The following is a 22,730-nucleotide window of genomic DNA, read 5'->3' as shown; positions in this document are numbered from 1 at the left end:
CCAGCGGGGCCGGCGGGACCTACGGGTCCTGCCGGCCCTGCTTCTTCACCCGGCTGTTGTAGTCGCGCATCCGCTGCGGGATGCCCACCAGCCCGGCGTCGTACGACGGCACCTGGAAGCGGTTGCAGAAGTCGTGCGCCCAGTCGATCGAGGGCACCCGGCGCCGGGTCCACTCACCGTCGTGGGCGACCAGCAGCAGCGTCACGTCGCTGACCGCGGTGCGGGGCTCGACGAACCCCTCGACACCGCGGCGCTCGGAGACCCACGAGCTGAGGTGCTCGCGGTCGACGGCGTCGGAGGCGCGCACCCTCGTCGAGCCGGTGCGCGCGGCGTCGCGCGCGGGCTTGCGCATGCGCTGCTTCGAGCCCCGGCGGAAGCGGTCCATGAGTCCCATGGGCACCAGTCTGCCAAGAGACCCCGCACCGGCCACCCGAAGGTCGGTGTGGACACGTCCGGGGGAAGTGCAAGGATGAGCCCCGAGACATGGATCACCCACGGAAGGACCACGGTGGCCGACACCGACTTCGACGTACTCATTCTCGGCGCTGGCTCGGGGGGGTACGCGTGCGCGCTGCGCGCCGCCCAGCTCGGCATGCGGGTCGCACTGGTGGAGAAGGGCGACCTCGGCGGCACCTGCCTGCACGTGGGCTGCATCCCCACCAAGGCGCTGCTGCACGCCGCGGAGGTCGCCGACTCGGCGCGTGACTCCGAGCAGTTCGGCGTGCGCGCCACGCTCGAGGGCATCGACATGGCCGGGGTGAACTCCTACAAGGACGGCGTCGTCTCGCGGCTCTTCAAGGGCCTCACCGGCCTGGTCAAGGGCCGTGGCGTGACCGTGGTCGCCGGCGAGGGCCGCCTCACCGGGCCGCGCGAGGTCACCGTCGACGGCACCGCCTACACCGGTCGCCACGTCGTGCTGGCCACCGGCTCCTACTCCCGCTCGCTGCCCGGCCTCGAGGTCGACGGCGAGCGCGTCCTCACCTCCGAGCACGCGCTGCGCCTCGAGCGCGTGCCGTCCTCGGTCGTGGTGCTCGGCGGCGGCGTCATCGGCTGCGAGTTCGCCAGCGTGTGGCGCTCCTTCGGCGCCGAGGTCACCATCGTCGAGGCGCTGCCCCGGCTGGTGGCCGCCGAGGACGAGGCCTCCTCCAAGGTGCTCGAGCGCACCTTCAAGAAGCGCGGCATCAAGGCCCGCACCGGCACCCCCTTCGAGAGCGTGAAGACCACCGACCACGGCGTGGTCGTGACCGTCGAGGGCGGCGAGACCATCGAGGCCGAGCTGCTGCTCGTCGCCGTCGGTCGCAACCCCGTCACCGACGGCCTGGGCTACGACGAGCAGGGCGTCGAGATGGAGCGCGGCTTCGTGCGCACCGACGAGCGCTGCCGCACCAACCTCGAGGGCGTGTACGCCGTCGGCGACATCGTCCCCGGGCTCCAGCTGGCCCACCGCGGCTTCCAGCAGGGCATCTTCGTCGCCGAGGACATCGCCGGGCTCGACCCCGCGCCCATCGACGAGGCCGGCATCCCCCGCGTCACCTACTCCCACCCCGAGGTCGCCTCGGTCGGTCTCGACGAGGCCACCGCGCGCTCGACGTACGGCGAGGACGCCGTGGAGACGCTGACCTACGACCTGGGCGGCAACGGCAAGAGCCAGATCCTCAAGACCCAGGGTTTCGTCAAGCTGGTGCGCGTCACCGACGGGCCCGTCGTGGGAGTGCACATGGTCGGCGACCGGGTCGGCGAGCTGATCGGCGAGGCACAGCTGATCTACGGCTGGGAGGCCCACGCCGAGGACGTCGCCCCGCTGGTGCACGCCCACCCCACCCAGAACGAGGCTCTCGGCGAGGCGCACCTCGCCCTGGCCGGCAAGGCGCTGCACGCGCACTCGTGACCGCCTCCTAGCCTGGAGCCCGGCACACCCCGCCACACCCGCACCACCCCGCCACACCGAGCACCCCATCGAAGACCGCGAGCGAAGGAACTGCATTGGCCACCGAAGTCAACCTCCCGGAACTGGGTGAGTCCGTCACCGAGGGCACCGTCACGCGCTGGCTGAAGCAGGTCGGCGACACGGTCGCCGTCGACGAGCCGCTGCTGGAGATCTCCACCGACAAGGTCGACACCGAGATCCCCAGCCCGGTCGCGGGCACGCTGCTCGAGATCAAGGCCGAGGAGGACGACACCGTCGAGGTGGGCGCGCTCCTGGCCGTGATCGGCGACGAGGGCGAGTCGGCCGGCGACTCCGGCAACGACACCGCCACGCCCGAGGCGGAGCCCGCCGACGACGACGAGGCCGAGAAGAAGGCCGAGCAGGAGGAGGAGGTCGCCGAGGAGACCGGCGACCTGCCCCCCGGCGACGAGACCCCCGAGTCGGCCAAGTCCGACGACAAGCCGCTCGAGGAGACCGAGAAGCCGGCCGCCGCCACCAAGGGGTCGGGGTCCGGCGGCAGCGGCACCACGGTGACCCTGCCCGAGCTGGGCGAGTCGGTCACCGAGGGCACCGTGACCCGCTGGCTCAAGCAGGTCGGTGACGAGGTCGCCGTCGACGAGCCGCTGCTGGAGATCTCCACCGACAAGGTCGACACCGAGATCCCCTCCCCCGTGGCCGGCACGCTGCTCGAGGTGAAGGTCTCCGAGGACGAGACCGTCGAGATCGGCGCCGAGCTCGCCGTCATCGGCGACGGGTCCGCCGGCGGCGACTCCGAGCCGGAGCCCGAGCCGGAGCCCGAGCCCGAGCCCGAGCCGGAGCCCGAGCCGGAGAAGAAGCCCGAGCCGAAGCAGGAGGCGAAGCCGGCCCAGGAGAAGGCGCCCGAGCCGACCAAGGAGCAGGAGAAGCCCGACTCCTCCACCAGCAGCTCCTCGAGCAGCTCCTCGAGCAGCTCCGGCGACGGTCCCGGCTACGTGACCCCGCTGGTGCGCAAGCTGGCCGGCCAGCACGGCGTCGACCTCAACGACGTCACCGGCACCGGTGTCGGCGGGCGCATCCGCAAGCAGGACGTGCTCGAGGCCGCGAAGGCCAAGGAGGAGCCGGTCGCCCCGGCCGCCTCGTCGGCCCCCGCCGCCCCGGCGGCGTCCTCGGGCGGCGCCCCGGCGCCCTCGAGCCCCTCGCCGCTGCGCGGCAAGACCGAGAAGCTCTCGCGGCTGCGCAAGATCATCGCCTCGCGCATGGTCGAGTCGCTGCAGGTCTCGGCCCAGCTCACGCAGGTCATCGAGGTCGATGTCACCAACATCGCCCGTCTGCGCGACGCCAAGAAGGCCGACTTCCTGGCCCGTGAGGGCGTCAAGCTGTCCTACCTGCCGTTCTTCGCCAAGGCGACGGTCGACGCGCTCAAGCAGCACCCCTCGCTGAACGCCACGATCGACACCGAGGCCGGTGAGGTCACCTACTACGACCGCGAGAACCTCGCGTTCGCGGTGGACACCGAGAAGGGCCTGATCACCCCGGTGGTCAAGGACGCCGGCGACCTGTCGATCTCGGGCCTGGCCCGCAAGATCGGCGACGTGGCCGAGCGCACCCGCACCAACAAGATCGGCCCCGACGAGCTGTCGGGCGGCACCTTCACGATCACCAACCTCGGCAGCGTGGGGGCGCTCTTCGACACCCCCGTGATCAACCAGCCGCAGGTCGCGATCCTGGGCCCCGGTGCCGTGGTCAAGCGCCCGGTCGTCATCGACGACCCCAACCTGGGCGAGACCATCGCGGTGCGCCACATGGTCTACCTGGCGCTGACCTACGACCACCGCCTGGTTGACGGCGCCGACGCCGGCCGGTTCCTGCAGGAGGTCAAGCAGCGCCTCGAGAGCGGCCAGTTCGAGGTCTGAGCACCGCTCCCCAGCACGACCCAGCAGCACCCACCACGCCCCGCCCGGGCCACCCGGGCGGGGCGTGGTGCGTCCCAGCGGCCCCGGACGGCTCTCGTCGCAGACGGGCGGTGCCCTGAAATTGAGAGGCGCCCCGGGCCGGTCAGGGCATACCGTCGGGGGCACCGTGACTGTGACCGATCTCGGCGCCCACCCCGCGCCTACCCAGACCCCTCCGCCCACCAGCCCGCCGGCCCAGCGACGACCCGTCGACTGGCGCCGGATGCGCAGCCCGTGGGCGGTGCTCGCGCTGCTCGGCTCCCTGCTCGGCGCCGTCGGCACGGCGGTCGGCTCGGCCGTCGCCGGCCGGCTCGCGGAGGAGGCCACGGTCCCCCTGGTGTGGCTGCTGGCGCTCTGCGTGGTCGGCGCGGCGGTGCTGGACTCGGTGGGGCGCACCATCTGGGCCGGGGTCACCGACCGGGCCGAGGGCCGCCTGCGCGCCGACCTGCTCGACGCCGCGATGCTGCAGCCGCTGGCCGCGCTCGACGAGCAGGCGGTCGGCGAGGTGCTCGACCGGGTCGACGACGACACCCACGAGGTCGGCTCGCTGCTGCGCCAGAGCGTGTGGATGGCGATCCGCACGCTGCTGGCCTCGGGGCCGCTGTGGCTGGTCGCCGGCCTGACCTGGTGGCCGGCGTTCATCCTGTTCCCGCTCGCCGGGGTCGCCGCCGTCGCGGTGGTGCGCCCGCTGCTGCCGCAGATCTCCGAGCGCAAGGTCGTCGAGGAGATGGCCTGGACCGACCACGCGGCCGCGATGGAGGAGGGCATCGCCGCCCGCGACGACCTGCGCACCACGCTGGGCCAAGCCCACCTCGTACGCCGCTGCACCGAGCTCGCCGCGACCGTGCACGCCCGCTTCGCCGAGGTCCTCACGCTGGAGAGCCAGGTCGGTCGCCGCACCGGCACGCTGCTGCACGCCATGCTCGCCGGCACCGCCGTCGTCGGCGTCGCCCTGGTGCTCGACGACCGGCTCAGCACCGCCGCGCTGGTCACGCTGTTCCTAGTCACCACCACCTTCGTGGGCCAGGTCGACCAGCTCGCCCGGCACCTGCCCGACCTGCAGGCCGGCTACGGCGCGGTGCTGCGCCTGCGCCAGCTGCTCGGGGCCGAGGCCGAGCCCACCGGCGGCGCGGCGCTGGCGCCGGGCCCGCTCGACCTGCACCTGCGCGACCTGCACTTCTCCTACGGCACCGGCCCGTTCGCCCTGCAGGGCGTCGAGCTCACCGTGCCCGCCGGCACCACCTGCGCGCTCGTGGGCCGCACCGGCTCCGGCAAGTCGACGCTCGCCTCGCTGGTCTCGCGCGCCGTGGACCCCGAGCCCGGCAGCGTGCTGCTCGGCGGGCGCGACGTGCTCGAGCTCGACCTGCAGGCGCTGCGCAGCGCCGTCGGCGTGGTCACCCAGCGCACCGAGATCCTGGCCGGCACCCTCGCCGAGAACATCGCCCTCTTCGCGCACGGCTCGCGCGCCGACGTCGAGGCCGCGGTCACCGAGCTCGGGCTGGAGAGCTGGGTCGCCGGGCTGCCCCAGGGGCTCGACACCCCGCTGGGCCCCGGGGGCACCACCCTGTCCGCCGGCGAGGAGCAGCTGGTCGCCTTCGCGCGGCTGCTGGTGCGCGACGTGCGGGTGGTGGTGCTCGACGAGGCCACCGCCCGGATGGACCCGGTCACCGAGGCCCGGGTGGTGCGGGCCGCCGACCGGCTGCTGACCGGTCGCACCGGCCTGCTGGTGGCCCACCGCCTCGGCACCACCGAGCGTGCCTCCCAGGTGGCGGTCCTCGAGGCCGGCCGGGTCGTGCAGCAGGGCCCCCGGGCCGTGCTGGCCCGCGAGCCCGGCGCGTTCCGCGACCTGCTCGAGGCCTCGGCCACCGAGCAGGCGCACGAGCACGACCTCGACGACAGCCACGCCGCGGCCCACCAGGCCGCACGCGACGCCGACATCGGCAGCGCGCGGCGTACGGGCCAGGCGCCGGAGGCGCCCACCCTGCGACCGCTGCCCAGCCTGAGCCGCACCATCTGGAACGCGCTGCTGGTGGAGCCGCGCTGGGGCCTCGTCGGCGCCGGGCTCTTCACGGTCTCGGCGCTGACCGGTGCCTTCGGCGCGGTCACCGGGTGGGTCTGGGGGCTGCTGGTCACCGACCTGCAGCAGGGCGGTCGCCCGCTCGGGCTGGTGGTGGCGCTGGTGGCCTCGCTGATGGTCGCGCCGCTGCTGCTGGCCCTGGCCTTCAAGGTCTACCCACGCTGGTGGGTCGCGGTGATGCTGCGCGTGCGCGCGGCGGTGCTGCAGGGCCAGACCGAGCAGCGACGGCTGACCCGCACGCCGCCGGGCGAGGTGGTGGCCCGCGCCATGGACGCCGACCGGCTCGCGCGCTACGCCGACCGCTGGGTCGACCTGGTCAACGGGCTGATCATCGTGGCGCTGACCGCGGCGCTCGCCCGCAGCCTGCTGGCCGGCGGGGTGCTGCTGACCGTATGGTCGCCTCGGCGCTGGCCTCCTCGCTGGGCGCCGGGTCGCCGGTCGCTCCGCCGCCGCGTCGTCGGCCGCCCGGGCGCGCTTCGGCCGCTCGCTGGTCTCGGCGCTGGAGTCGGTGCGCACCGTCAAGCTCGCCGCCGCCACCCCGGCGGTCCACCAGCACCTGCGCGAGGTCGACTCCGGGCGCGTCGAGGCCGCGGTGCGCGAGCACCGGGTGCAGGCGCTGCTCGACGGCGTCCCGATCGTGATGGTCCAGCTCGGCGTGGTCGCCGCGTGGGGCGTCTACGTCGCCGAGGGCTGGGGGCTGGCCACCGCGCTGCTGGTCGCCAACGCCGTCGCCGGCTTCGACTGGTTCGGCCGGGTGGCCGGCTCGGTGGTCACCGAGGCCCCGGGCACCCGCGCCTGGATGCACGAGACCAGCCGCCTGGCCGGCGGCGGCGACCTGATGGCCGAGCCGCCGGGCGTCGACCTGGTCGCCGGCGTCTCCCCCGCCCCCGCCGCGGCGGCCGCGAGAGCTGCGCACCCTGGAGGTGCGCGGGCTCACCGCGGTGCACGACGACGGCACCGTCGGCGCCCACGACATCGACCTGCGCGTCGAGCGGGGCGAGCTGGTGCTGCTGCTCGGTCAGGTCGGCTCCGGCAAGTCCAGCCTCCTCGCGGCGCTGGCCGGGCTGGTCAGCACCCGCGGCGAGGTGCGCTGGAACGACCGGCTGCTCGACGACCCCGAGACCGAGCTGCGACCCGGCCGGGTCGCCCACGTGGCGCAGGTGCCCCGGGTGCTGTCGGGCACGTTCCGCGACAACATCCGGCTCGACCACCCCGACCGGCAGGTCGAGCCCGCCATCGCGGCCGCCCGCCTGGGCCGCGACGTCGAGGAGGCCGGTGGGCCCGACTCGCTGGTCGGGCACCGCGGCGTACGCCTCTCGGGCGGGCAGGTGCAGCGCGTCGCGCTGGCGCGGGCGCTGGCCTGCGACTCCGAGCTGCTGCTGGCCGACGACGTGTCCTCGGCGCTCGACGCGGCCACCGAGGTCGAGCTGTGGGAGTCGCTGCGCGAGCGCGGCACCACCGTCGTCGGCGCCACCTCCAAGACCGCCGCCCTGGCCCGCGCCGACCGGGTCGTGGTGCTGGTCGACGGCACCGTGGCCGCCAGCGGGCCCTGGTCGCAGCTGGCCCCCCGCTGGCGCCACCTCGCCGGCTGACCCGGCGCAGATCTCACGCTGACCAGGCCCAGACTTCACCCCGACCCGGCTCGAATCTCGCGTCGAGCCGGCCCGAACCTCCGGACGGCAGGTTCGGGCCGGGTCGGCGGGAAGTTCGGGCCGGGTCAGCGGGAAGTTTGGGCCGGGTCGGTGGGAAGTTTCGGCCGGGTCGGTGGGAAGTTCGGGCCGGGTCGGTGGGAAGTATGGGCCGGGTCGGTGGGAAGTTTGGGCCGGGTGAGGGTGGGTGGCGACGAGGCGTGGCAGGCTCGGGGCATGAGCCTGCATGTGGTCATGGCCGGGTCGTCCGGCTTCCTCGGCACCCACCTCACCGCCGCGCTGCGCGAGCGCGGGCACCGCGTCACCCGCCTGGTGCGCAGTCCCAGCGAGAAGCCCGACGCGTCGACCTGGGACCCGTACGCCGGCGTGGTCGACCGCGACCTGGTCGCCGGCGCCGACGTGGTGGTCAACCTGGCGGGCGCGCCGCTGATCGGCAACGTGCACTCGCAGAAGTGGGCGCGCGAGGTGCGTGAGAGCCGGGTGCGCACCACCCGGCTGCTCGCCGAGGTGATCGCCGGGGCCGACGAGCCGCCGGCGTTCCTGGCCGGCAACGGGATCGCGTTCTACGGCGACCACGGCGACCAGCCGCTGACCGAGGCCTCCGACAGCCGCGGCGACGCGCTGCTGACCCAGGTCAGCCGCGAGTGGCAGGAGGTCACCGAGCCCGCGGCCGCCGCGGGCTCGCGGGTCTGCGTGCTGCGCACCTCCCCGGTGATGGACCGGCGCAGCCCTCCCCTCAAGCAGCTCGTGCCGCTCTTCAAGCTCGGCCTGGGCGGCCGGCTGGGCAGCGGGCGCCAGCACATGGCGATGATCTCGCTGCGCGACTGGATCGGCGCCGTGGTGCACCTGGCCGAGCACGAGAGCGCTTCGGGGCCGTTCAACCTGTGCTGCGAGACGACGCCGACCAACGCCGAGTTCACCGAGACCCTGGCCTCGGCGCTGAGCCGGCCCAGTTTCGCGACCGTGCCGGCACCGCTGCTGCGGGTCGCCGCGGGCAAGATGGCCCCCGAGCTGCTGGGCTCGCTCAACGTCAGCCCCGCGGCGCTGCGGGAGGTCGGCTACGGCTTCCAGGACCCCGACGTCGCGGCGGTCGTGTCCTCCGGTCTCGCGGCCCGCGACTGAGGGCGTCCACCAGCCCTCACCAGCCCTCACCAGCCCAGCAGCCGCACCGACTCCACCCGCCACGCTCCCCCGCTGCGCCGCAGCACCACCGACCGGGTCGTCGCCCGGTCCGTCGGCAGCACCCGTCGTACGCCGCCGCCGACGGCCACCGCGCCCACCAGCCGGTCGGTGACCCGCAACCGCAGCAGCCTCGGCCGGTACGCCGGGCGCCGCTCGACCACGTCGAGCGCCAGCACGTGGGTGGCCATCCCGCGCACCCGCAGGCCCCGCCCGCTCCAGGCCGCCAGCATCTGCCGGTCCCGCCGGCCGGCCCCCGAGCCCGCGACGTAGAGCCGGGCGAGGGCGGCGCCGTCACCGCTGCCCCAGGCGGCGGCCCGCTGCTCGTCCCACGCGGCCAGCACCGAGCGCGCGTGCCGCTCCCCGGGTCGGGACCGCCCGGACCTCCGGGCCACCCGGCACCGCGGCGGCGGGAGCGGTGCCGACGCCGACGAGGACGACGGTCAGCAGCAGCGGCGAGCAGGCGCGGACGAGCGCGGCGAGGGGACCCATGCCCCACCTCCTACCCGGCCGAGCCCGCGGCCAACAACGCTGTCCACAGGCGTAGGCTCGCCGGCATGAGCGAGCAGGAGAGCGTGCAGTTCGAGGTGGCCGGGCTGGGGCCCGACGCGGTCGACTACCTGGCCGCCTGGGAGCTCCAGCGCGAGGTGCACGCGCAGGTCGTGGCCGGCGAGCGGCCCGGCACCGTGCTGCTCCTCGAGCACCCGCCGACCTACACCGCCGGCAAGCGCACCGACGCCCACGAGCGTCCCCTCGACCCCGGCGGCGCGCCCGTCATCGACGTCGACCGCGGCGGCAAGATCACCTTCCACGGCCCCGGCCAGCTGGTGGCCTACCCGATCGTCGCGCTGCCCGACCACGTCAAGGTCGTCGACTTCGTACGCCGCATGGAGGAGGCGATGATCGCCACCTGCGCGCACTTCGGGGTCGAGACCGCCCGCGTCCCGGGCCGCAGCGGCGCCTGGCTGCGCGCCGACGAGCGGGCCGGCGAGCGCAAGATCGGCGCGATCGGCATCCGGGTCAGCCGGGGCGTGACCATGCACGGCATCTCCCTCAACTGCGACGTCGACCTGGGCTGGTACGACCGCTTCGTGCCCTGCGGGATCGCCGACGCCGGGGTCACGACCCTGAGCCTCGAGACCGGCCGCCGCGTCGGCGTCCAGGAGGCCCTGCCGGTGCTGCAGGACCACCTCACCGAGATGCTCGCCTGGGGCGACTACACCGCCACCCCCGACTACGAGCCGCGCCCCGAGCCGGGCCGCGCTCCGCGCATCGAGCTGGTCACCCCCGGCGGCTGAGCCGGTCCGGCGCGTCGCCCGGGTAAAGGGACGAGGCTCTGCCACGCTCCGCTGGTGAGCACCACGAGCGACCTCGGGGTCGTCGACACCCGGCACGACCTGATCATCGAGACCACCGCGCTGCGCAAGGAGTTCCGCACCCGCAAGGGGCAGACCCGCGTGGCGGTGCAGGGCCTGGACCTGGCGGTGCCGGCCGGTGGCGTGCACGGCTTCCTGGGCCCCAACGGCTCGGGCAAGACCACCACCATCCGGATGCTGCTGGGCCTGGCGGCCGCCACCAGCGGCACCATGCGTCTCTTCGGGCGCCCGGTGCCCGACGAGCTGCCGGCCGTCATCGGACGGGTGGGAGCGGTGGTGGAGTCGCCGAAGTTCTCGCCCAACCTCACGGCTCGGCAGAACCTGCTGCTGCTCTCCCGCTCCATCGGCGGGCCCGATGCCCGCGTCGACGAGGCCATCGAGACCGTCGGGCTCACCGGCCGCGACGGCGACCGGTTCCGCGCCTACTCGTTGGGCATGAAGCAGCGCCTGGCGATCGCCGCGACGCTGCTCAAGGACCCGGCGCTGCTGATCCTCGACGAGCCGACCAACGGTCTCGACCCGGCGGGCATCCGCGAGATCCGCGACACCATCCGCGACCTGGGTGAGCGCGGCGTCACGGTGCTGCTCTCCTCGCACATCCTCGCCGAGGTCCAGCAGGTCTGCACCTCGGCCACCATCATCGGCAACGGCCGGCTGCTGGCCTCGGGCACCGTGGCCGACCTGCTGGCCGGCGGGTCGGCGTACCGCGTCGACGTGGCCTCGCCCGGCGAGGCGCGGCGGCTGCTCGACGCGGCCGGCCACACCACCCGCCCCGGCCCCGACGAGCACTCCCTGCTGGTCGACACCGAGGCCCCGGCGGAGGTGACCCGGCTGCTGGGTGAGGCCGGGATCTGGTTGGCCGGGCTCTCCGCCCAGCGCCAGGACCTCGAGAGCTACTTCCTCGAGCTGACCGCCGACGACACGCTGGGGCAGGCCACCACGGGCGGTGCGGCATGAGGGCGCTGGTCGCGGTCGAGGCCACCCGGCTGCGCTGGCGCCGCGCGGTCGTGCTGCTGCTCGTCGCCGCGGTCGGGGTGCCGGCGCTGGTCCTCGCGGCCACCGCCTGGGACACCCGACCGGTCTCCGAGGCCGAGCAGGAGCGACTCCTCTCCGAGCGGTACGCCGCCAAGGAGGTGCGCCGCTGCGGGCGCGACCCCGGCAACTACCTCTACCCCGCGCCCGCCTCCACCGACACGGCGCTGGTCGAGCAGGCCTGCCGCGCCCAGGTCCTCGAGTGGTACGGCGGCCGCCCGACGCTGCGCCTCGACGCCGAGACCCGCGAGGGCTCGGTGCTCGGCGTGGTCGCCGTCGTGAGCCTGCTGATGCTGCTGGTGGGCACCACCTTCGTGGGCCACGACTGGAGCTCGGGGTCGATGAGCAACCAGCTGCTCTTCGAGCCACGCCGCTCCCGGGTGTGGGCCGCGAAGGCCGTCGTCGTCACGCTCACCGGGCTGCTGGTCGCCGGCGTCGTGCTCGCCGCGTACTGGGCGGGCCTGTGGGCGCTCGCAGGGTCCCGCGGCCTCCCCGTCGGCGAGGGCGTCGTCGGCGACGGCTTCGAGCTGGTCGCCCGCGGCACCGTGCTCGCGGCGGCCGCCGCGCTGGGCGGCTACGCCCTCACCATGCTCTTCCGCAGCACCGTCGCCACGATCGGCGTGCTGTTCGCGGTCTCGGTGCTGGGCGGCACCCTGATCGGCCTGCTCGGCAGCGGCGGCGGCAGCACCGAGCGCTGGCAGCCGCAGCTCAACCTGGTGGCGTTCGTGACCAACGAGCTGCGCTACTACGACGAGAGCAGCCTGCCCGAGGAGTGCTTCTCGCGCCGGGGCGGCCGGGGCCTCGAGTGCGACGGGGAGCGGGTCCTGACCGCCACCGACGGCGGCGCCTACCTGGGCGTGCTGCTGCTCGGCGCCGGCGTGGTCTCGCTGGTCTCCTACCGCCGCCGCGACGTGCCCTGAGCGCCGGGTGCCCCGAGCGCACGCCGACTCGGCCGCTGCTGGGGCGGCGGCGTAGAGTCGAGCGCGTGACTGAGGCACCTGCACCCGAAGGCCGCAAGCTCCTCCGACTCGAGGTCCGCAACGCCGAGACCCCCATCGAGCGCAAGCCGGAGTGGATCAAGACCCGCGCCAAGATGGGCCCGGCGTACAAGGAGCTGCAGAACCTCGTCAAGGGCGAGGGCCTGCACACCGTGTGCCAGGAGGCCGGCTGCCCCAACATCTTCGAGTGCTGGGAGGACCGCGAGGCCACCTTCCTCATCGGCGGCGACCAGTGCACCCGGCGCTGCGACTTCTGCCAGATCGACACCGGCAAGCCCCAGCCGCTCGACCGCGACGAGCCGCGCCGGGTCGCTGAGTCGGTGCAGAAGATGCAGCTGCGCTACGCCACCATCACCGGGGTCGCGCGCGACGACCTGCCCGACGGCGGTGCCTGGCTCTACGCCGAGACCGTCAAGGTGATCCACGAGCTCAACCCCGAGACCGGCGTCGAGAACCTGATCCCCGACTTCAACGGCAAGCCCGACCTCCTCCAGGAGGTCTTCGAGAGCCGTCCCGAGGTGCTGGCCCACAACGTCGAGACGGTGCCGCGGATCTTCAAGCGCATCCGTCCCGCGTTCCGCTACGAGCGCTCCCTCGACGTCATCACCCAGGCCCGCGACTTCGGCCTGGTCACCAAGTCGAACCTGATCCTGGGCATGGGCGAGACCCGCGAGGAGGTCAGCCAGGCCCTGCGCGACCTGCACGAGGCCGGCTGCGAGCTCATCACGATCACCCAGTACCTGCGCCCCTCGGCCCGCCACCACCCCGTCGAGCGGTGGGTCAAGCCCGAGGAGTTCGTCGAGCTCAAGGACGAGGCCGACGAGATCGGGTTCTCCGGCGTCATGTCCGGACCGCTGGTCCGTTCGTCGTACCGGGCCGGGCGCCTGTACCGTCAGGCGATGGAGGCGCGAGAGGGCGCCGCCGTCTGAACCCCGCCCGCGGGACGTCCCCGGGCCGACCCGAGTGAGGCACGCTTCCGCATGGCCAAGCAGACCGACGCGTCGTCGATGAACCGCCGCCAGCAGTTCGCCGAGACCTACCGGATCACCAAGAGGACCGACCCGCGCATCGGGCTGTGGCTCCTGCTGACGTTCCTCGTCACCGGCGCCCTCGGCTTCCTGGTCTTCAAGATCCTGCCGGGCAGCGGCGCGATCGAGTGGGTGCTCTCCGTCATCGGCGGCATCCTCTTCGGCACCCTGGGCGCGCTGATCCTCTTCAGCCGCCGCGCCCAGGCCTCGGCGTACAGCCAGATGGAGGGCCAGCCCGGCGCCGCCGCGGCCTCGCTCAACATGCTCAAGCGCGGCTGGCACACCGAGACCGCCGTGGCCTTCAACCGCCAGCAGGACGTCGTGCACCGCGTCGTGGGCCCTCCGGGCATCATCCTGGTCGGCGAGGGCAACGGCTCGCGGCTGCGCGCGCTGATGGCCGGTGAGCGGCGCAAGCACGAGCGGGTCGTCGCCGAGACCCCCGTCCACGAGATCGTCGTGGGCCGCGAGGAGGGCCAGGTGCCGCTGCCGCAGCTGATGAAGAAGCTGCGCAAGATGAAGCGCGAGGTCCGCCCCGCCGACATCACCGACATCCGTGCCCGGCTCAAGGCGCTCGACGCCAGCCGCCCCGCGGTGCCGCTGCCCAAGGGCCCGGTGCCGACCAGCATGAAGGGCATGCGCCAGAACATGCGCGGGCGCTGAGCGTCGTACGACGCCGGCAGCACCAGCAAGACGCAGCGAAGGGCGGCGAGGTCATCGACCTCGCCGCCCTTCGTCGTCCTCGGGTCGCCCCGACGGGCTCAGCCCATCTGGCTCGAGCCGCCCATCATGTCCTTCATCGTGGTGACCTGCTTGGCCGGCGGCGCCTCGATGTCGACCTCGGTGCCCCAGTCGTCCATGCGCATGTCGGTGGCGCCGAGGTCGCCCATCTCGACGACCATCCTCCGCATGTGGCCCTCGTCGTCGAACCACACGTCGTACGACATCTCCTCGGGCAGCATGTCCTGCGGGAGGTCCTCGAGGCCCTCCATGTCGCGGAGCGTGGCGCTCGGGTCGACCACGGCGGTGTAGCGCTCCATCGACTCGCCGTCGACGTCCTCCTCACCGACGAAGGTGACGCTCTCGAGCCCGGCCTCCATCATCTCGGCCTGCTTCGAGGGGTCCATCGAGTCGGTCATCATCGGGCCCAGCGGGTTGCCCGGCTCGTCGAGGTCCATCGACAGGTACTTGCCGCCCAGGTCGGGCACCTGCATGTAGATCACGTTGTCGACCATGATCATCTCGATCGGCTCGTCGCCCATCTCGGCGCTGGTCATCGTCATCTGCACCGCCGGCGTGCCGCTGGTGTAGTCGACGACCCCCTCGGCCCTGACCTCCACGCCGGCGGTCTCGGAGGTCATGGTGGTGCGGGCGGTGGTGGAGTCCTCGAAGGAGGAGGTCATCAGGTCGACGAACTCCTGGTTGGGCACCGTCTCCCCCGCCACGAGGTCGCCGACCTCCTCGCCGGCCTCCTCGTCGGCCTCGTCCTCGATCTGCGCCGACGCGCTGGTGTCCTCGGCGTTCTCCGCCTCGTCGTCACCGCCGCAGGCGGCCAGGCCGGTGAGGGCCAGCGGGAGGACGGCGGCGGCAGCGGTACGCCGCCAGGTCGGGGTGCGCTTCATGGTGTGCCTCTCGGAGGGGGTGCTGTCCCCAGAGTCTCACCGTCCGGCCAGGCGGCGAAACGTCTCGATCGTGACGGTGGAGGTGCCGGCGGCGAGGTCGTGCAGGCCCCGGCCGTCGGGGCGGAAGACCAGGGGCGGGACGACCAGGGCCACCAGCAGCTGGCGGGCCAGCGCGGGCAGCAGCGCCGGGGGCCGCGGGTCGCCGTACGAGCGCACCACCCGCAGGCGGGTCACGATCTTGCCGAAGGAGCCGCCGAGCAGCGCGGTGAACAGCGCCGACTCGAGCACGAAGACGCCGAGCACGTAGAAGCCGGACGCCGGGTCGGCGTCGGCGCCGTACACCGGGGTGAAGAGGGTGACCGCGAGCGTGCAGGCGGCCCAGTCGACGACGAGGGCGACGACGCGGCGGGTCCAGGAGGCGGTCTCGACGCTCGGCGCGCTGGTGGGGCTCACCCGCCCAGCCTAGAGACCGGTGCCGCGGCTCGGACCGGGCGGGAGACTTGGACGTCTGTTACATGGGGGAAACACGTCCGATACGGTCTGGAAACTGCCTCACTCGTAGGGTGAGCGCATCGTCCGAGGCATCGTCGCCGCGGGTGTCCACTCTCAGATCTGCCGGTCGTCCGACGGGGACGGCCAAGGAGGACGAATGTTCCAGAACAGCGAGGAGCTGCTCAAGTACATCAAGGACGAGGGCGTCGAGATGGTCGACGTGCGCTTCTGCGACCTGCCCGGCGTCATGCAGCACTTCACGGTCCCGGTGTCGTCCTTCGACCAGTCGGTCTTCGACGACGGCCTCGGCTTCGACGGCTCGTCCATCCGTGGCTTCCAGGCCATCCACGAGTCCGACATGTCGCTGTTCCCGGACCCGACCACGGCCTACATCGACCCCTTCCGGGCCGCGAAGACGCTGGTCGTGAACTTCTTCATCCACGACCCGATCTCGGGCGAGGCCTACTCGCGCGACCCGCGCAACATCGCCCGCAAGGCGATGGCCTACATGGCCACCACCGGCATCGGCGACCAGGCGTTCTTCGCCCCCGAGGCCGAGTTCTACGTCTTCGACAACGTGCGCTTCGAGACCAAGGCCAACGCCGGGTTCTACGAGATCAACTCCTCGGCCGGCGCCTGGAACACCGGTGACGCGTTCGAGAACGACAACCGCGGCTACAAGGTCAAGTACAAGGGCGGCTACTTCCCCGTCGCCCCCACCGACCACTTCGGCGAGCTGCGCGACGAGATGGTCATCGAGCTCGAGCGGGCCGGCCTGCAGGTCGAGCGCGCCCACCACGAGGTCGGCACCGCCGGCCAGGCGGAGATCAACTACCGCTTCGACGAGCTGCTCAAGGCCGCCGACGACGTGATGAAGTTCAAGTACATCATCAAGAACACGGCCTGGCGCAACGGCAAGACCGCGACCTTCATGCCCAAGCCGATCTTCGGCGACAACGGCTCGGGCATGCACGTGCACCAGTCGATCTGGAACGAGGGCGAGCCCCTGTTCTACGACGAGACCGGGTACGGCGGCCTGTCCGACATGGCGCGCTACTACATCGGCGGCATGCTCAAGCACGCCCCGTCGCTGCTGGCCTTCACCAACCCGACGGTGAACTCCTACCACCGCCTGGTCCCCGGCTTCGAGGCCCCGATCTCGCTGGTCTACTCCCAGCGCAACCGCTCGGCCTGCGTGCGCATCCCGATCACCGGCTCGAACCCGAAGGCCAAGCGCGTCGAGTTCCGCTGCCCCGACCCGTCGGCGAACCCCTACCTCGCCTTCTCGGCGCTGCTGCTCGCCGGCCTCGACGGCATCAAGAACAAGATCGAGCCGCCCGCCCCGGTCGACAAGGACATCTACGAGCTCCCGCCGGACGAGATGGCCGACATCGACCAGGTCCCGACCTCGCTCAACGCCGTCCTCGACTCCCTCGAGGCCGACCACGAGTTCCTGACGGCCGGCAACGTCTTCACGCCCGACCTGATCGAGACCTGGATCGACTACAAGCGCACCAACGAGATCGCGCCGGTGCAGGCCCGCCCGCACCCGCACGAGTTCGAGCTGTACTACGACATCTAACCGGGCCTCCGGCTGCGGTCATTCAGGAACGCCGAACGACCGCAAAGAACAGGCGCTGACCTGCACAAACGCCGCCGAACGACCTTTCGGTCGTTCGGCGGCGTTTGCTGTTGGTAGCCGCTCGTCTGTTACAAATCCGGTACCAGTTTGGGTAGCGCCATCTCCTGCCACACGGTCCTCAGGGGACTCTTCGGGTAGGTCGCGGCCCGGGTCGGTTGCCCGAGCCACCAGCCTGGCATCGCACAGTTGGGCAACCACCGCCGCGATGCCCGAGTCATCTTGCTGCCACATCGTTTCCGCCGACGTGATCGCTCCCATGCCGCCGTCGGACGGTCAAGTCCCTGGGCGTGGTGTACGAAACGAATCCTTCGTCGGGCGTGTCGTTAGGCGCTGATGGCGACCTCCTTGTTGATCGGTGATTCGTCGGCAGGGTTGGTGATCAGGCTCATCCGGGAGCGGGCGAGGACGTCGAGTCCGAGGTAGCGGCGACCTTCGGCCCATTCGTCGTGCTGCTCGGCCAGGACGGCGCCGACGAGTCGGATGATGGCGTTGCGGTCGGGGAAGATGCCTACGACGTCGGTGCGCCGCCGGATCTCGCGGTTGAGCCTCTCGTTGGGGTTGTTCGACCAGATCTGTCGCCAGATCTCCTTCGGGAAGCCGGTGAAGGCCAGGATCTCGTCGCGGGCACTGTCGAGGTGCTCGAGGACTGCGGGCAGCGAGGTGACGAGCTCGGAGTCGAGGAGCTTGTCGAACTGCGCGTGGACCGCGACAGCGTCGGGCTGGTCGTAGACGCTGTGCAGCATCGCCTTCACCCCGGGCCACGCCGACTTCGGGCACACCGCCATCAGGTTCGCGGCGTAATGCGTACGGCACCGCTGCCAGCCCGCCCCGGGCAACGTGGCGTCGATGGCCTCAACGAGCCCCCGGCGTGGGCATCTGAGGTGACCAGTGCGACGCCGGACAGGCCGCGGGCGACGAGGTCGCGGAAGAACCCCAGCCAGCCGGCGTGGGTCTCACCGGTCGCGACCTGGATCCCGAGGATCTCGCGGTGTCCATCGGCGTTGACGCCGGTGGCGACCATGACCGAGACGTTCCTGACCCGGCCGCCTTCACGCACTTTCATGGTCAGGGCGTCGGCAGCGACGAATGTGTACGGACCCTGATCGAGGGGTCGAGTGCGGAAGTCCTCGACGTGAGCGTCGAGATCGGCGGCCATCACCGAGACCTGCGACTTCGACAGACCGGTGATGCCGAGCGACTGCACGAGCTTGTCCATCCGCCGCGTCGAGACGCCCAGGAGGTAGCAGGTCGCCACCACGCTCGTCAGGGCCGCCTCGGCGCGACGTCGTCGCTCGAGGAGCCACTCAGGGAAGTACGTCCCCGTGCGCAGCTTGGGGATCGCGACATCGATGGTGCCGACGCGGGTGTCGAGGTCGCGGTGGCGGTAGCCGTTGCGAGAGTTGACCCGCTCGGGCGCACGAGAGCCGTAGGCGGCTCCGCACACCGCGTCGGCCTCGGCACCGAGCAGCGAGTTGACGAACGTTGCGAGGAGCTCGCGCATCAGGTCCGGGGACGCCTGGGCGAGTTGCTCGTGGAGGAACTCGCCCGGGTCGAGCGTCTTGATCAGGGCAGGGTCGACCTGGTTGATACTGGATGAAGCGGTCATCGTGATGGCTCCGTTCGAGAGTGCTGTGAGAGGTTCACTCGAAGGATTCACCCGGTGGCCGCGCCTACGTTGGAGGCACGCGCTCACTCAGGTCGTCGTACACCACTCTGCTGGACTCCACTCTCTCCAAGATGAACTGGAACGCCACCCAACTCGACGGACGGGTGCCCATCACGCTGCGCACAGCTGACTCGACCGGCCGGATCCTGAAGCACCTCGGCCCGAACGAACGCCCGGCGCCGCGATACGCCTACTATATGCGACTCGGCTCGGTGCTCGTAGCTCGGTTTGACCTGGTCGCCTCCGCGACTCGCATGGACAAGTCCTCCGACCAGCATGCGCGCCCGCACCTGTCCTGCACGAAGGCCCGGTCATTGCCTGGAAAGCCCTTCCGGCCGGAGCGCACGGAAGCCGCTTCCGCTGTCGATAACGTGCGGAGATCACTCCGGTTGGTCACTGGGGCTTGTCGTCAGCGCGACGGGGACGCGTCGCCAGGCCGTCGAAGATCAACTCGCTGATCGACGCAGACAAGCGCACTGCGTCTGCGGACGGGTCGTCAGATGGCCCCTCCACCGCCGCAGTGAGGCCGGCGACCGTGATGGCACCGAAGACGCTCAAGGCCACGGCGCCCGGGTTGGGGACCTGGCGTAGCGACCCATCAGCCACGCCGTCGGCCAACAACTGCTCGATCGGTTCGTAGAACGCAGCCCGCAATGCCAGCGCCAGCTCGGGCAGCCGAGTCGCGCGCCCAAGGTCGCCGACCAGTGCCCGACACAGGAACGGGTGCTCGAGCATTACCCCCAGCTGCGCCACGACAGCGGCCTCGAGTCGAGTCCGCGCATCCTCGGCGCTCAAGACGGCAACGCCGACGGCGCCGGCGATCATGTCCAGCAGGTCGCTGAGGAGAAACTCCAGCACGGCGTTCTTGCCGTCGAGGTGGTAGTAGATCGTGGCCTTCGGGATGCCGGTGGCCTCGGCGATGTCTTCGATCTTGGTGCCGTCCAGACCGCGCTCCGCGATCAGCTCGGCCGCGCCGTACAACTGGCTGGCCAGCTTCGCCGGCAGCTTCCTCATCACGCACCTCTGTTCTCTGCCGCCCGCCGGTGCGGCCGTGCGGTATCGACGTCGTGCACATCGTATGTTGTACTGGAAGTACAAACCAGTGATCTAGACGATCGGTTGTGTTCAGTGAGTCGAGACGATCGGGCCGGGACTGCTGTTCTCACCGGTCGATGCGCTCGCCCAGACCGGCTTCGCTGTCGCGGCCGGGCTCCTTCTCGACACGTTCGTCGTGCGCACTCTCGTCGTCCCGGCTTGCGCCGCGCTGTTCGAGGAGGGCAGCTGGTGGCCACACCCCCGGCCGGCCCACGCACCGGCAGCCGTAGAGCCAGCCCCAACACCTCCCAGGCACCCGTGAACCCGATGACCAGAGAGAAGTCATGACTAGCCAGCAGCTCACCTACAGCCCGTTCGACCCCACAGTGATGGAGGATCCCTACCCCGTCTATCGGCAGCTTCGCGATCACGCCCCGGCGCACTGGTCGCCGGAGGCAAGCACCTGGGTGCTCAGCAGGCACGAAGACGTCTCGGCGGCCCTGGCCGACCCAACGACGTACTCCTCGGCGTCCGGCATCTTCCCCACCCCACCCGGCGTGGACATGACCGAGCTGTTCCTGCCCATGCTCATCATGAGCGACCCACCCCGGCACACGCAGCTGCGCCAACTCGTCAGCAAGGCCTTCACCCCGCGTCGCATCGCAGGGCTCGAAGGACACATCCAGACCCTTGTCGACGACCTCCTCGCCACAACCCCCGAGACCGGCACCTGGGACTTCGTCTCCGAGTTCTCCGGACCTCTGCCCGCGATCGTGATCGCCGACATGCTCGGCGTGCCGCGTGAAGACCGCGACCGCTTTCGGACCTGGTCCACCACCCTGATCCAGTCCAACCCGGTGCGAGGCGAATTCGGCGCCGGGCTGGACGCCGCTGCAGCCCTCTACGAGTACTTCTCCGCATTCCTCGCTGACCGACGCGCGCACCCCCAAGACGACCTCATGACAGCGCTCGTCCAAGCCGAGGTGGACGGCGAGCACCTCACCGAGGAAGAACTTCTCGGCTTCTGCCTGCTGCTGCTCGTCGCCGGGCACGAAACGACGACCAACCTGCTGTCCAACAGCGCTGTCATCCTCGCCCAACACCCTGAGGACCGACGCGCTCTGGCCGACGAGCCCGAACTCGTGCCAGCAGCCGTCGAAGAGCTGCTTCGCTACGACTCACCGGTCCAGGGCCTGGCACGCACCCTGACCCGACAGGTCGATCTGCACGGGCAGGCTATGGCAGCCGGCGACACCGCGCTGCTGCTCTTCGGCTCAGCCAACCGCGACGACCACGCGTTCCCCGACGCAGACCACTTCGACATCCACCGTGGCCCCGAACGACAAGTCGCGTTCGGGCGCGGCATCCACTTCTGCCTCGGCGCATCCCTGGCCCGCCTCGAAGCACGCATCGCTCTGCGAGCACTCCTCACCCGCCGCCGTGACTGGGATGTCGACATCGACTCCGCGGTCCGACTCCGCTCAGGCCCGATCCGCGGGTTCGCATCGCTACCCATTCAGTAGGTCAGCCACTCACCATCCAGTCCCACGAAAGAGTACCCGCGAAGGACCGACCCAAGCCGAGCCGCGCAACAGTCCTCCACAATCTGATCGAGGCCATCCTCACCCGAAACGATGGGCAAATCCCCACCAACATCGAAGGCACCGACACCTACTTCAACAATGTGGAGGACCTCGCGAACGCGCTCCTGCTCCGCTGGCACACCCGTCTCGTGGCATCCCTAGAACGCGGCCTCGTCGACGACCCTGAAGACCGCAGGGAGGCCGTCATCGAAGCCTGGCGGCACGCCTCCCGGATCTACTCGGGCGTACGCAAAGTCATAGACGAGATGGCGGGGGACCCGCCCACCGACGTCATTGCCCACGCCGTGCTGGCCACCGCTCGTAACGACTGGGCTGCCATGGCCATCGCAGCCGGACTGGCCTCGTTCGGTGAGCGTCAGCACCCGCCGTCGGCGGTCGTCCTCAGCCGGGATGCGGCGCAGCAGACCTGCGCTTTCCAGGCTGGCCGCCTGTTGGGTCACCGTCGGCTGGCTCAACAGCGTGTACGTCGAAATGGCGCCGATGCCCTCAAGGCCGCAGATCTGCACAGCATCCAGCAAGACCAACTGCGGCACGGTGACGTCTTCGCAGAGCGGCTGCAGGCGTCCCCTGGTCCGCCGCGCGACCGCGAGCAGAGCCAGCACCGCATCAGCGAACTGGCTTCCGCTGTCCGCACTGACCACTTCACCACCAGCACCCATACGAGCTCCCGTAGTCCATGGCCACTCATTGACAACACCGGCGCCGAGGGCGATCGGCGACCATATGTGGCGTCACGCTACCGGCCTGCCCTCGACGGACAACTGCTGGGCCAGCGGCAACAATGGGTATCTAACTGCTCAATAGGCAATGTTGCTTATTGGGCAACAGGCGTCATACTCAGGGCATGGATCGTGGGTTGCGGGACCTCAAGCGCGAGGCGACGGGACGGGCGCTCGCCCAAGCCGCCTTCGAGCTGACCCGTGAGCGCGGGCTGTTCGGGTTCGTCACCGCGGATCTCGTGCAGCGTGCTGGCTACTCGCGTCGCACGTTTGCGAACCACTTCTCCTGCAAGGAGGAGGCAGTCGCGTCAGTCGCGTTCGGTGGTGTCGAGGACGCCAGCGCGATCCTGGCCGGCCTGCCCGCGGATCTGCCGTTGCTCGATGCCCTCCTGGCCGTCATGAAGGATCAGCTCACTGCGGACACGTTGGTGAGGATGCGCGAGCTGATGGCGATGGCGCGGGAGTACCCGACCCTGGAGCCCTACGTCCTAGGCGTTCAGCAACGCATGCGCCACACTGCCCAGGAACTCTTGGGGTCGACAGCCGGGGACCGGTACCCCGCCGTCTACGTACCTCTGCTGTTCGGCGCCGTGTACGGCGCTGTCATGGCTGCCCTGGAAGGAACTCTCGACGTGCACCTGGACGGCGAGAGCGACGCCACCCCTACGTCGATGGACTACAGCTCGTTCCTCGACCTCACCTTCGACTACCTGCGCCACGGCCTCTAGACGCCCGCCGCTTCTCGCCCCCAAGGAG

Annotated in this window: 20 protein-coding genes and 2 pseudogenes; 14 read left to right on the top strand and 8 right to left on the bottom strand. The window is 71.4% G+C overall.

Features of this window, described 5'->3' with window-relative positions:
• Positions 1-19: 19 nt before the first annotated feature.
• Positions 20-394: a hypothetical protein gene (locus H0S66_RS16135; protein WP_246305169.1), complete on the bottom strand. Its 375-nt coding sequence runs from the start codon at positions 392-394 to the stop codon at positions 20-22.
• A 75-nt stretch (positions 395-469) separates the two neighbouring features.
• Between H0S66_RS16135 and lpdA the strand changes: the two genes are divergently transcribed.
• From lpdA to H0S66_RS16115, 5 genes and pseudogenes are all read left to right on the top strand, one after another.
• On the top strand, positions 470-1,888 hold the full coding sequence (lpdA, locus tag H0S66_RS16130; RefSeq protein WP_179616278.1) for a dihydrolipoyl dehydrogenase: 1,419 nt from the start codon (positions 470-472) through the stop codon (positions 1,886-1,888).
• Positions 1,889-1,983: 95 nt separating this feature from the next.
• Positions 1,984-3,819: a 2-oxoglutarate dehydrogenase, E2 component, dihydrolipoamide succinyltransferase gene (gene sucB / locus H0S66_RS16125; RefSeq protein WP_179616277.1), complete on the top strand. Its 1,836-nt coding sequence runs from the start codon at positions 1,984-1,986 to the stop codon at positions 3,817-3,819.
• A gap of 262 nt (positions 3,820-4,081) precedes the next feature.
• Positions 4,082-5,449, top strand: a pseudogene (locus H0S66_RS20680) (ATP-binding cassette domain-containing protein); the annotation flags it as partial.
• Positions 5,450-6,858: 1,409 nt separating this feature from the next.
• Complete coding sequence (locus tag H0S66_RS20675; RefSeq protein WP_338037257.1) at positions 6,859-7,527, top strand: ATP-binding cassette domain-containing protein; 669 nt, start codon at positions 6,859-6,861, stop codon at positions 7,525-7,527.
• Positions 7,528-7,800: 273 nt separating this feature from the next.
• Entirely contained in the window at positions 7,801-8,706 is a 906-nt protein-coding gene (locus tag H0S66_RS16115) for a TIGR01777 family oxidoreductase (RefSeq protein ID WP_179616276.1), read from the top strand.
• 26 nt (positions 8,707-8,732) lie between these two features.
• Here the strand turns inward: H0S66_RS16115 and H0S66_RS16110 are convergent, their stop codons facing one another.
• Positions 8,733-9,107, bottom strand: coding sequence for a hypothetical protein (locus H0S66_RS16110; RefSeq protein ID WP_180923664.1), 375 nt, complete (start codon positions 9,105-9,107; stop codon positions 8,733-8,735).
• A complete protein-coding gene (locus H0S66_RS16105) occupies positions 9,058-9,255 on the bottom strand; it encodes a hypothetical protein (protein WP_180923662.1) in 198 nt (65 codons plus the stop codon). Before H0S66_RS16105 ends, H0S66_RS16110 begins: the two co-directional genes overlap by 50 nt.
• A 65-nt stretch (positions 9,256-9,320) precedes the next feature.
• On the opposite strand from H0S66_RS16105, the gene lipB reads away from it, so the two are divergent.
• The 5 genes from lipB (at position 9,321) to H0S66_RS16080 (ending at position 13,857) form a co-directional block, all read left to right on the top strand.
• Complete coding sequence (lipB, locus tag H0S66_RS16100) at positions 9,321-10,061, top strand: lipoyl(octanoyl) transferase LipB (RefSeq protein ID WP_179616274.1); 741 nt, start codon at positions 9,321-9,323, stop codon at positions 10,059-10,061.
• 54 nt (positions 10,062-10,115) lie between these two features.
• Positions 10,116-11,096 carry an ABC transporter ATP-binding protein gene (locus H0S66_RS16095; RefSeq protein ID WP_179616273.1) on the top strand — a complete coding sequence of 327 codons (981 nt, stop codon included), beginning with the start codon at positions 10,116-10,118 and terminating at the stop codon, positions 11,094-11,096.
• A complete protein-coding gene (locus H0S66_RS16090; protein WP_179616272.1) occupies positions 11,093-12,091 on the top strand; it encodes a hypothetical protein in 999 nt (332 codons plus the stop codon). The genes H0S66_RS16095 and H0S66_RS16090 overlap by 4 nt, the downstream gene beginning before the upstream one ends.
• A 65-nt stretch (positions 12,092-12,156) precedes the next feature.
• The gene (gene lipA / locus H0S66_RS16085) at positions 12,157-13,098 is read left to right on the top strand and encodes a lipoyl synthase (protein WP_179616271.1); all 942 of its coding nucleotides are present in this window, start codon (positions 12,157-12,159) and stop codon (positions 13,096-13,098) included.
• A 51-nt stretch (positions 13,099-13,149) separates the two neighbouring features.
• The gene (locus H0S66_RS16080) at positions 13,150-13,857 is read left to right on the top strand and encodes a DUF4191 domain-containing protein (RefSeq protein ID WP_179616270.1); all 708 of its coding nucleotides are present in this window, start codon (positions 13,150-13,152) and stop codon (positions 13,855-13,857) included.
• 98 nt (positions 13,858-13,955) lie between these two features.
• Here H0S66_RS16080 and H0S66_RS16075 read toward each other — a convergent pair whose 3' ends face one another.
• Both H0S66_RS16075 and H0S66_RS16070 read right to left on the bottom strand, forming a co-directional pair.
• Positions 13,956-14,816 (bottom strand): SCO4651 family lipoprotein, encoded by an 861-nt coding sequence (locus tag H0S66_RS16075; protein WP_179616269.1) that lies wholly within the window; start codon positions 14,814-14,816, stop codon positions 13,956-13,958.
• Between the two features lie 36 nt (positions 14,817-14,852).
• Positions 14,853-15,269: an RDD family protein gene (locus tag H0S66_RS16070; protein ID WP_179616268.1), complete on the bottom strand. Its 417-nt coding sequence runs from the start codon at positions 15,267-15,269 to the stop codon at positions 14,853-14,855.
• A gap of 196 nt (positions 15,270-15,465) precedes the next feature.
• Between H0S66_RS16070 and glnA the strand changes: the two genes are divergently transcribed.
• Complete coding sequence (gene glnA / locus H0S66_RS16065) at positions 15,466-16,890, top strand: type I glutamate--ammonia ligase (protein ID WP_179616267.1); 1,425 nt, start codon at positions 15,466-15,468, stop codon at positions 16,888-16,890.
• Between the two features lie 383 nt (positions 16,891-17,273).
• On the opposite strand, the pseudogene H0S66_RS16060 reads toward glnA, so the two are convergent.
• Both H0S66_RS16060 and H0S66_RS16055 read right to left on the bottom strand, forming a co-directional pair.
• Positions 17,274-18,556, bottom strand: a pseudogene (locus tag H0S66_RS16060) (IS256 family transposase).
• A 453-nt stretch (positions 18,557-19,009) separates the two neighbouring features.
• Entirely contained in the window at positions 19,010-19,630 is a 621-nt protein-coding gene (locus H0S66_RS16055) for a TetR/AcrR family transcriptional regulator (RefSeq protein WP_166196716.1), read from the bottom strand.
• Positions 19,631-19,757: 127 nt separating this feature from the next.
• On the opposite strand from H0S66_RS16055, the gene H0S66_RS16050 reads away from it, so the two are divergent.
• Positions 19,758-19,973 (top strand): MMPL family transporter, encoded by a 216-nt coding sequence (locus H0S66_RS16050; protein WP_338037256.1) that lies wholly within the window; start codon positions 19,758-19,760, stop codon positions 19,971-19,973.
• A 22-nt stretch (positions 19,974-19,995) separates the two neighbouring features.
• On the top strand, positions 19,996-21,174 hold the full coding sequence (locus tag H0S66_RS16045) for a cytochrome P450 (RefSeq protein WP_179616266.1): 1,179 nt from the start codon (positions 19,996-19,998) through the stop codon (positions 21,172-21,174).
• 218 nt (positions 21,175-21,392) lie between these two features.
• Here the strand turns inward: H0S66_RS16045 and H0S66_RS16040 are convergent, their stop codons facing one another.
• Positions 21,393-21,857 carry a MarR family winged helix-turn-helix transcriptional regulator gene (locus tag H0S66_RS16040; protein ID WP_179616265.1) on the bottom strand — a complete coding sequence of 155 codons (465 nt, stop codon included), beginning with the start codon at positions 21,855-21,857 and terminating at the stop codon, positions 21,393-21,395.
• 242 nt (positions 21,858-22,099) lie between these two features.
• Here H0S66_RS16040 and H0S66_RS16035 point away from each other — a divergent pair, with 242 nt between their 5' ends.
• A complete protein-coding gene (locus H0S66_RS16035) occupies positions 22,100-22,702 on the top strand; it encodes a TetR/AcrR family transcriptional regulator (RefSeq protein WP_179616264.1) in 603 nt (200 codons plus the stop codon).
• Positions 22,703-22,730 lie beyond the last annotated feature (28 nt).

This window comes from Nocardioides marinisabuli, assembly GCF_013466785.1.
GTDB lineage: Bacteria > Actinomycetota > Actinomycetes > Propionibacteriales > Nocardioidaceae > Nocardioides > Nocardioides marinisabuli.
The sequence above is the reverse complement of the archived record's forward strand: the minus strand, read 5'-3'. Positions and strand labels throughout refer to the sequence as shown.

Coding starts and splice junctions, on each gene's coding strand:
- H0S66_RS16135 (WP_246305169.1), bottom strand. CDS start 394: ATGGGACTCATGGACCGCTTCCGCCGGGGCTCGAAGCAGCGCATGCGC.
- lpdA (WP_179616278.1), top strand. CDS start 470: ATGAGCCCCGAGACATGGATCACCCACGGAAGGACCACGGTGGCCGAC.
- H0S66_RS16115 (WP_179616276.1), top strand. CDS start 7,801: ATGAGCCTGCATGTGGTCATGGCCGGGTCGTCCGGCTTCCTCGGCACC.
- H0S66_RS16105 (WP_180923662.1), bottom strand. CDS start 9,255: ATGGGTCCCCTCGCCGCGCTCGTCCGCGCCTGCTCGCCGCTGCTGCTG.
- lipB (WP_179616274.1), top strand. CDS start 9,321: ATGAGCGAGCAGGAGAGCGTGCAGTTCGAGGTGGCCGGGCTGGGGCCC.
- H0S66_RS16090 (WP_179616272.1), top strand. CDS start 11,093: ATGAGGGCGCTGGTCGCGGTCGAGGCCACCCGGCTGCGCTGGCGCCGC.
- H0S66_RS16080 (WP_179616270.1), top strand. CDS start 13,150: ATGGCCAAGCAGACCGACGCGTCGTCGATGAACCGCCGCCAGCAGTTC.
- H0S66_RS16075 (WP_179616269.1), bottom strand. CDS start 14,816: ATGAAGCGCACCCCGACCTGGCGGCGTACCGCTGCCGCCGCCGTCCTC.
- glnA (WP_179616267.1), top strand. CDS start 15,466: ATGTTCCAGAACAGCGAGGAGCTGCTCAAGTACATCAAGGACGAGGGC.
- H0S66_RS16055 (WP_166196716.1), bottom strand. CDS start 19,630: ATGAGGAAGCTGCCGGCGAAGCTGGCCAGCCAGTTGTACGGCGCGGCC.
- H0S66_RS16045 (WP_179616266.1), top strand. CDS start 19,996: ATGACTAGCCAGCAGCTCACCTACAGCCCGTTCGACCCCACAGTGATG.
- H0S66_RS16035 (WP_179616264.1), top strand. CDS start 22,100: ATGGATCGTGGGTTGCGGGACCTCAAGCGCGAGGCGACGGGACGGGCG.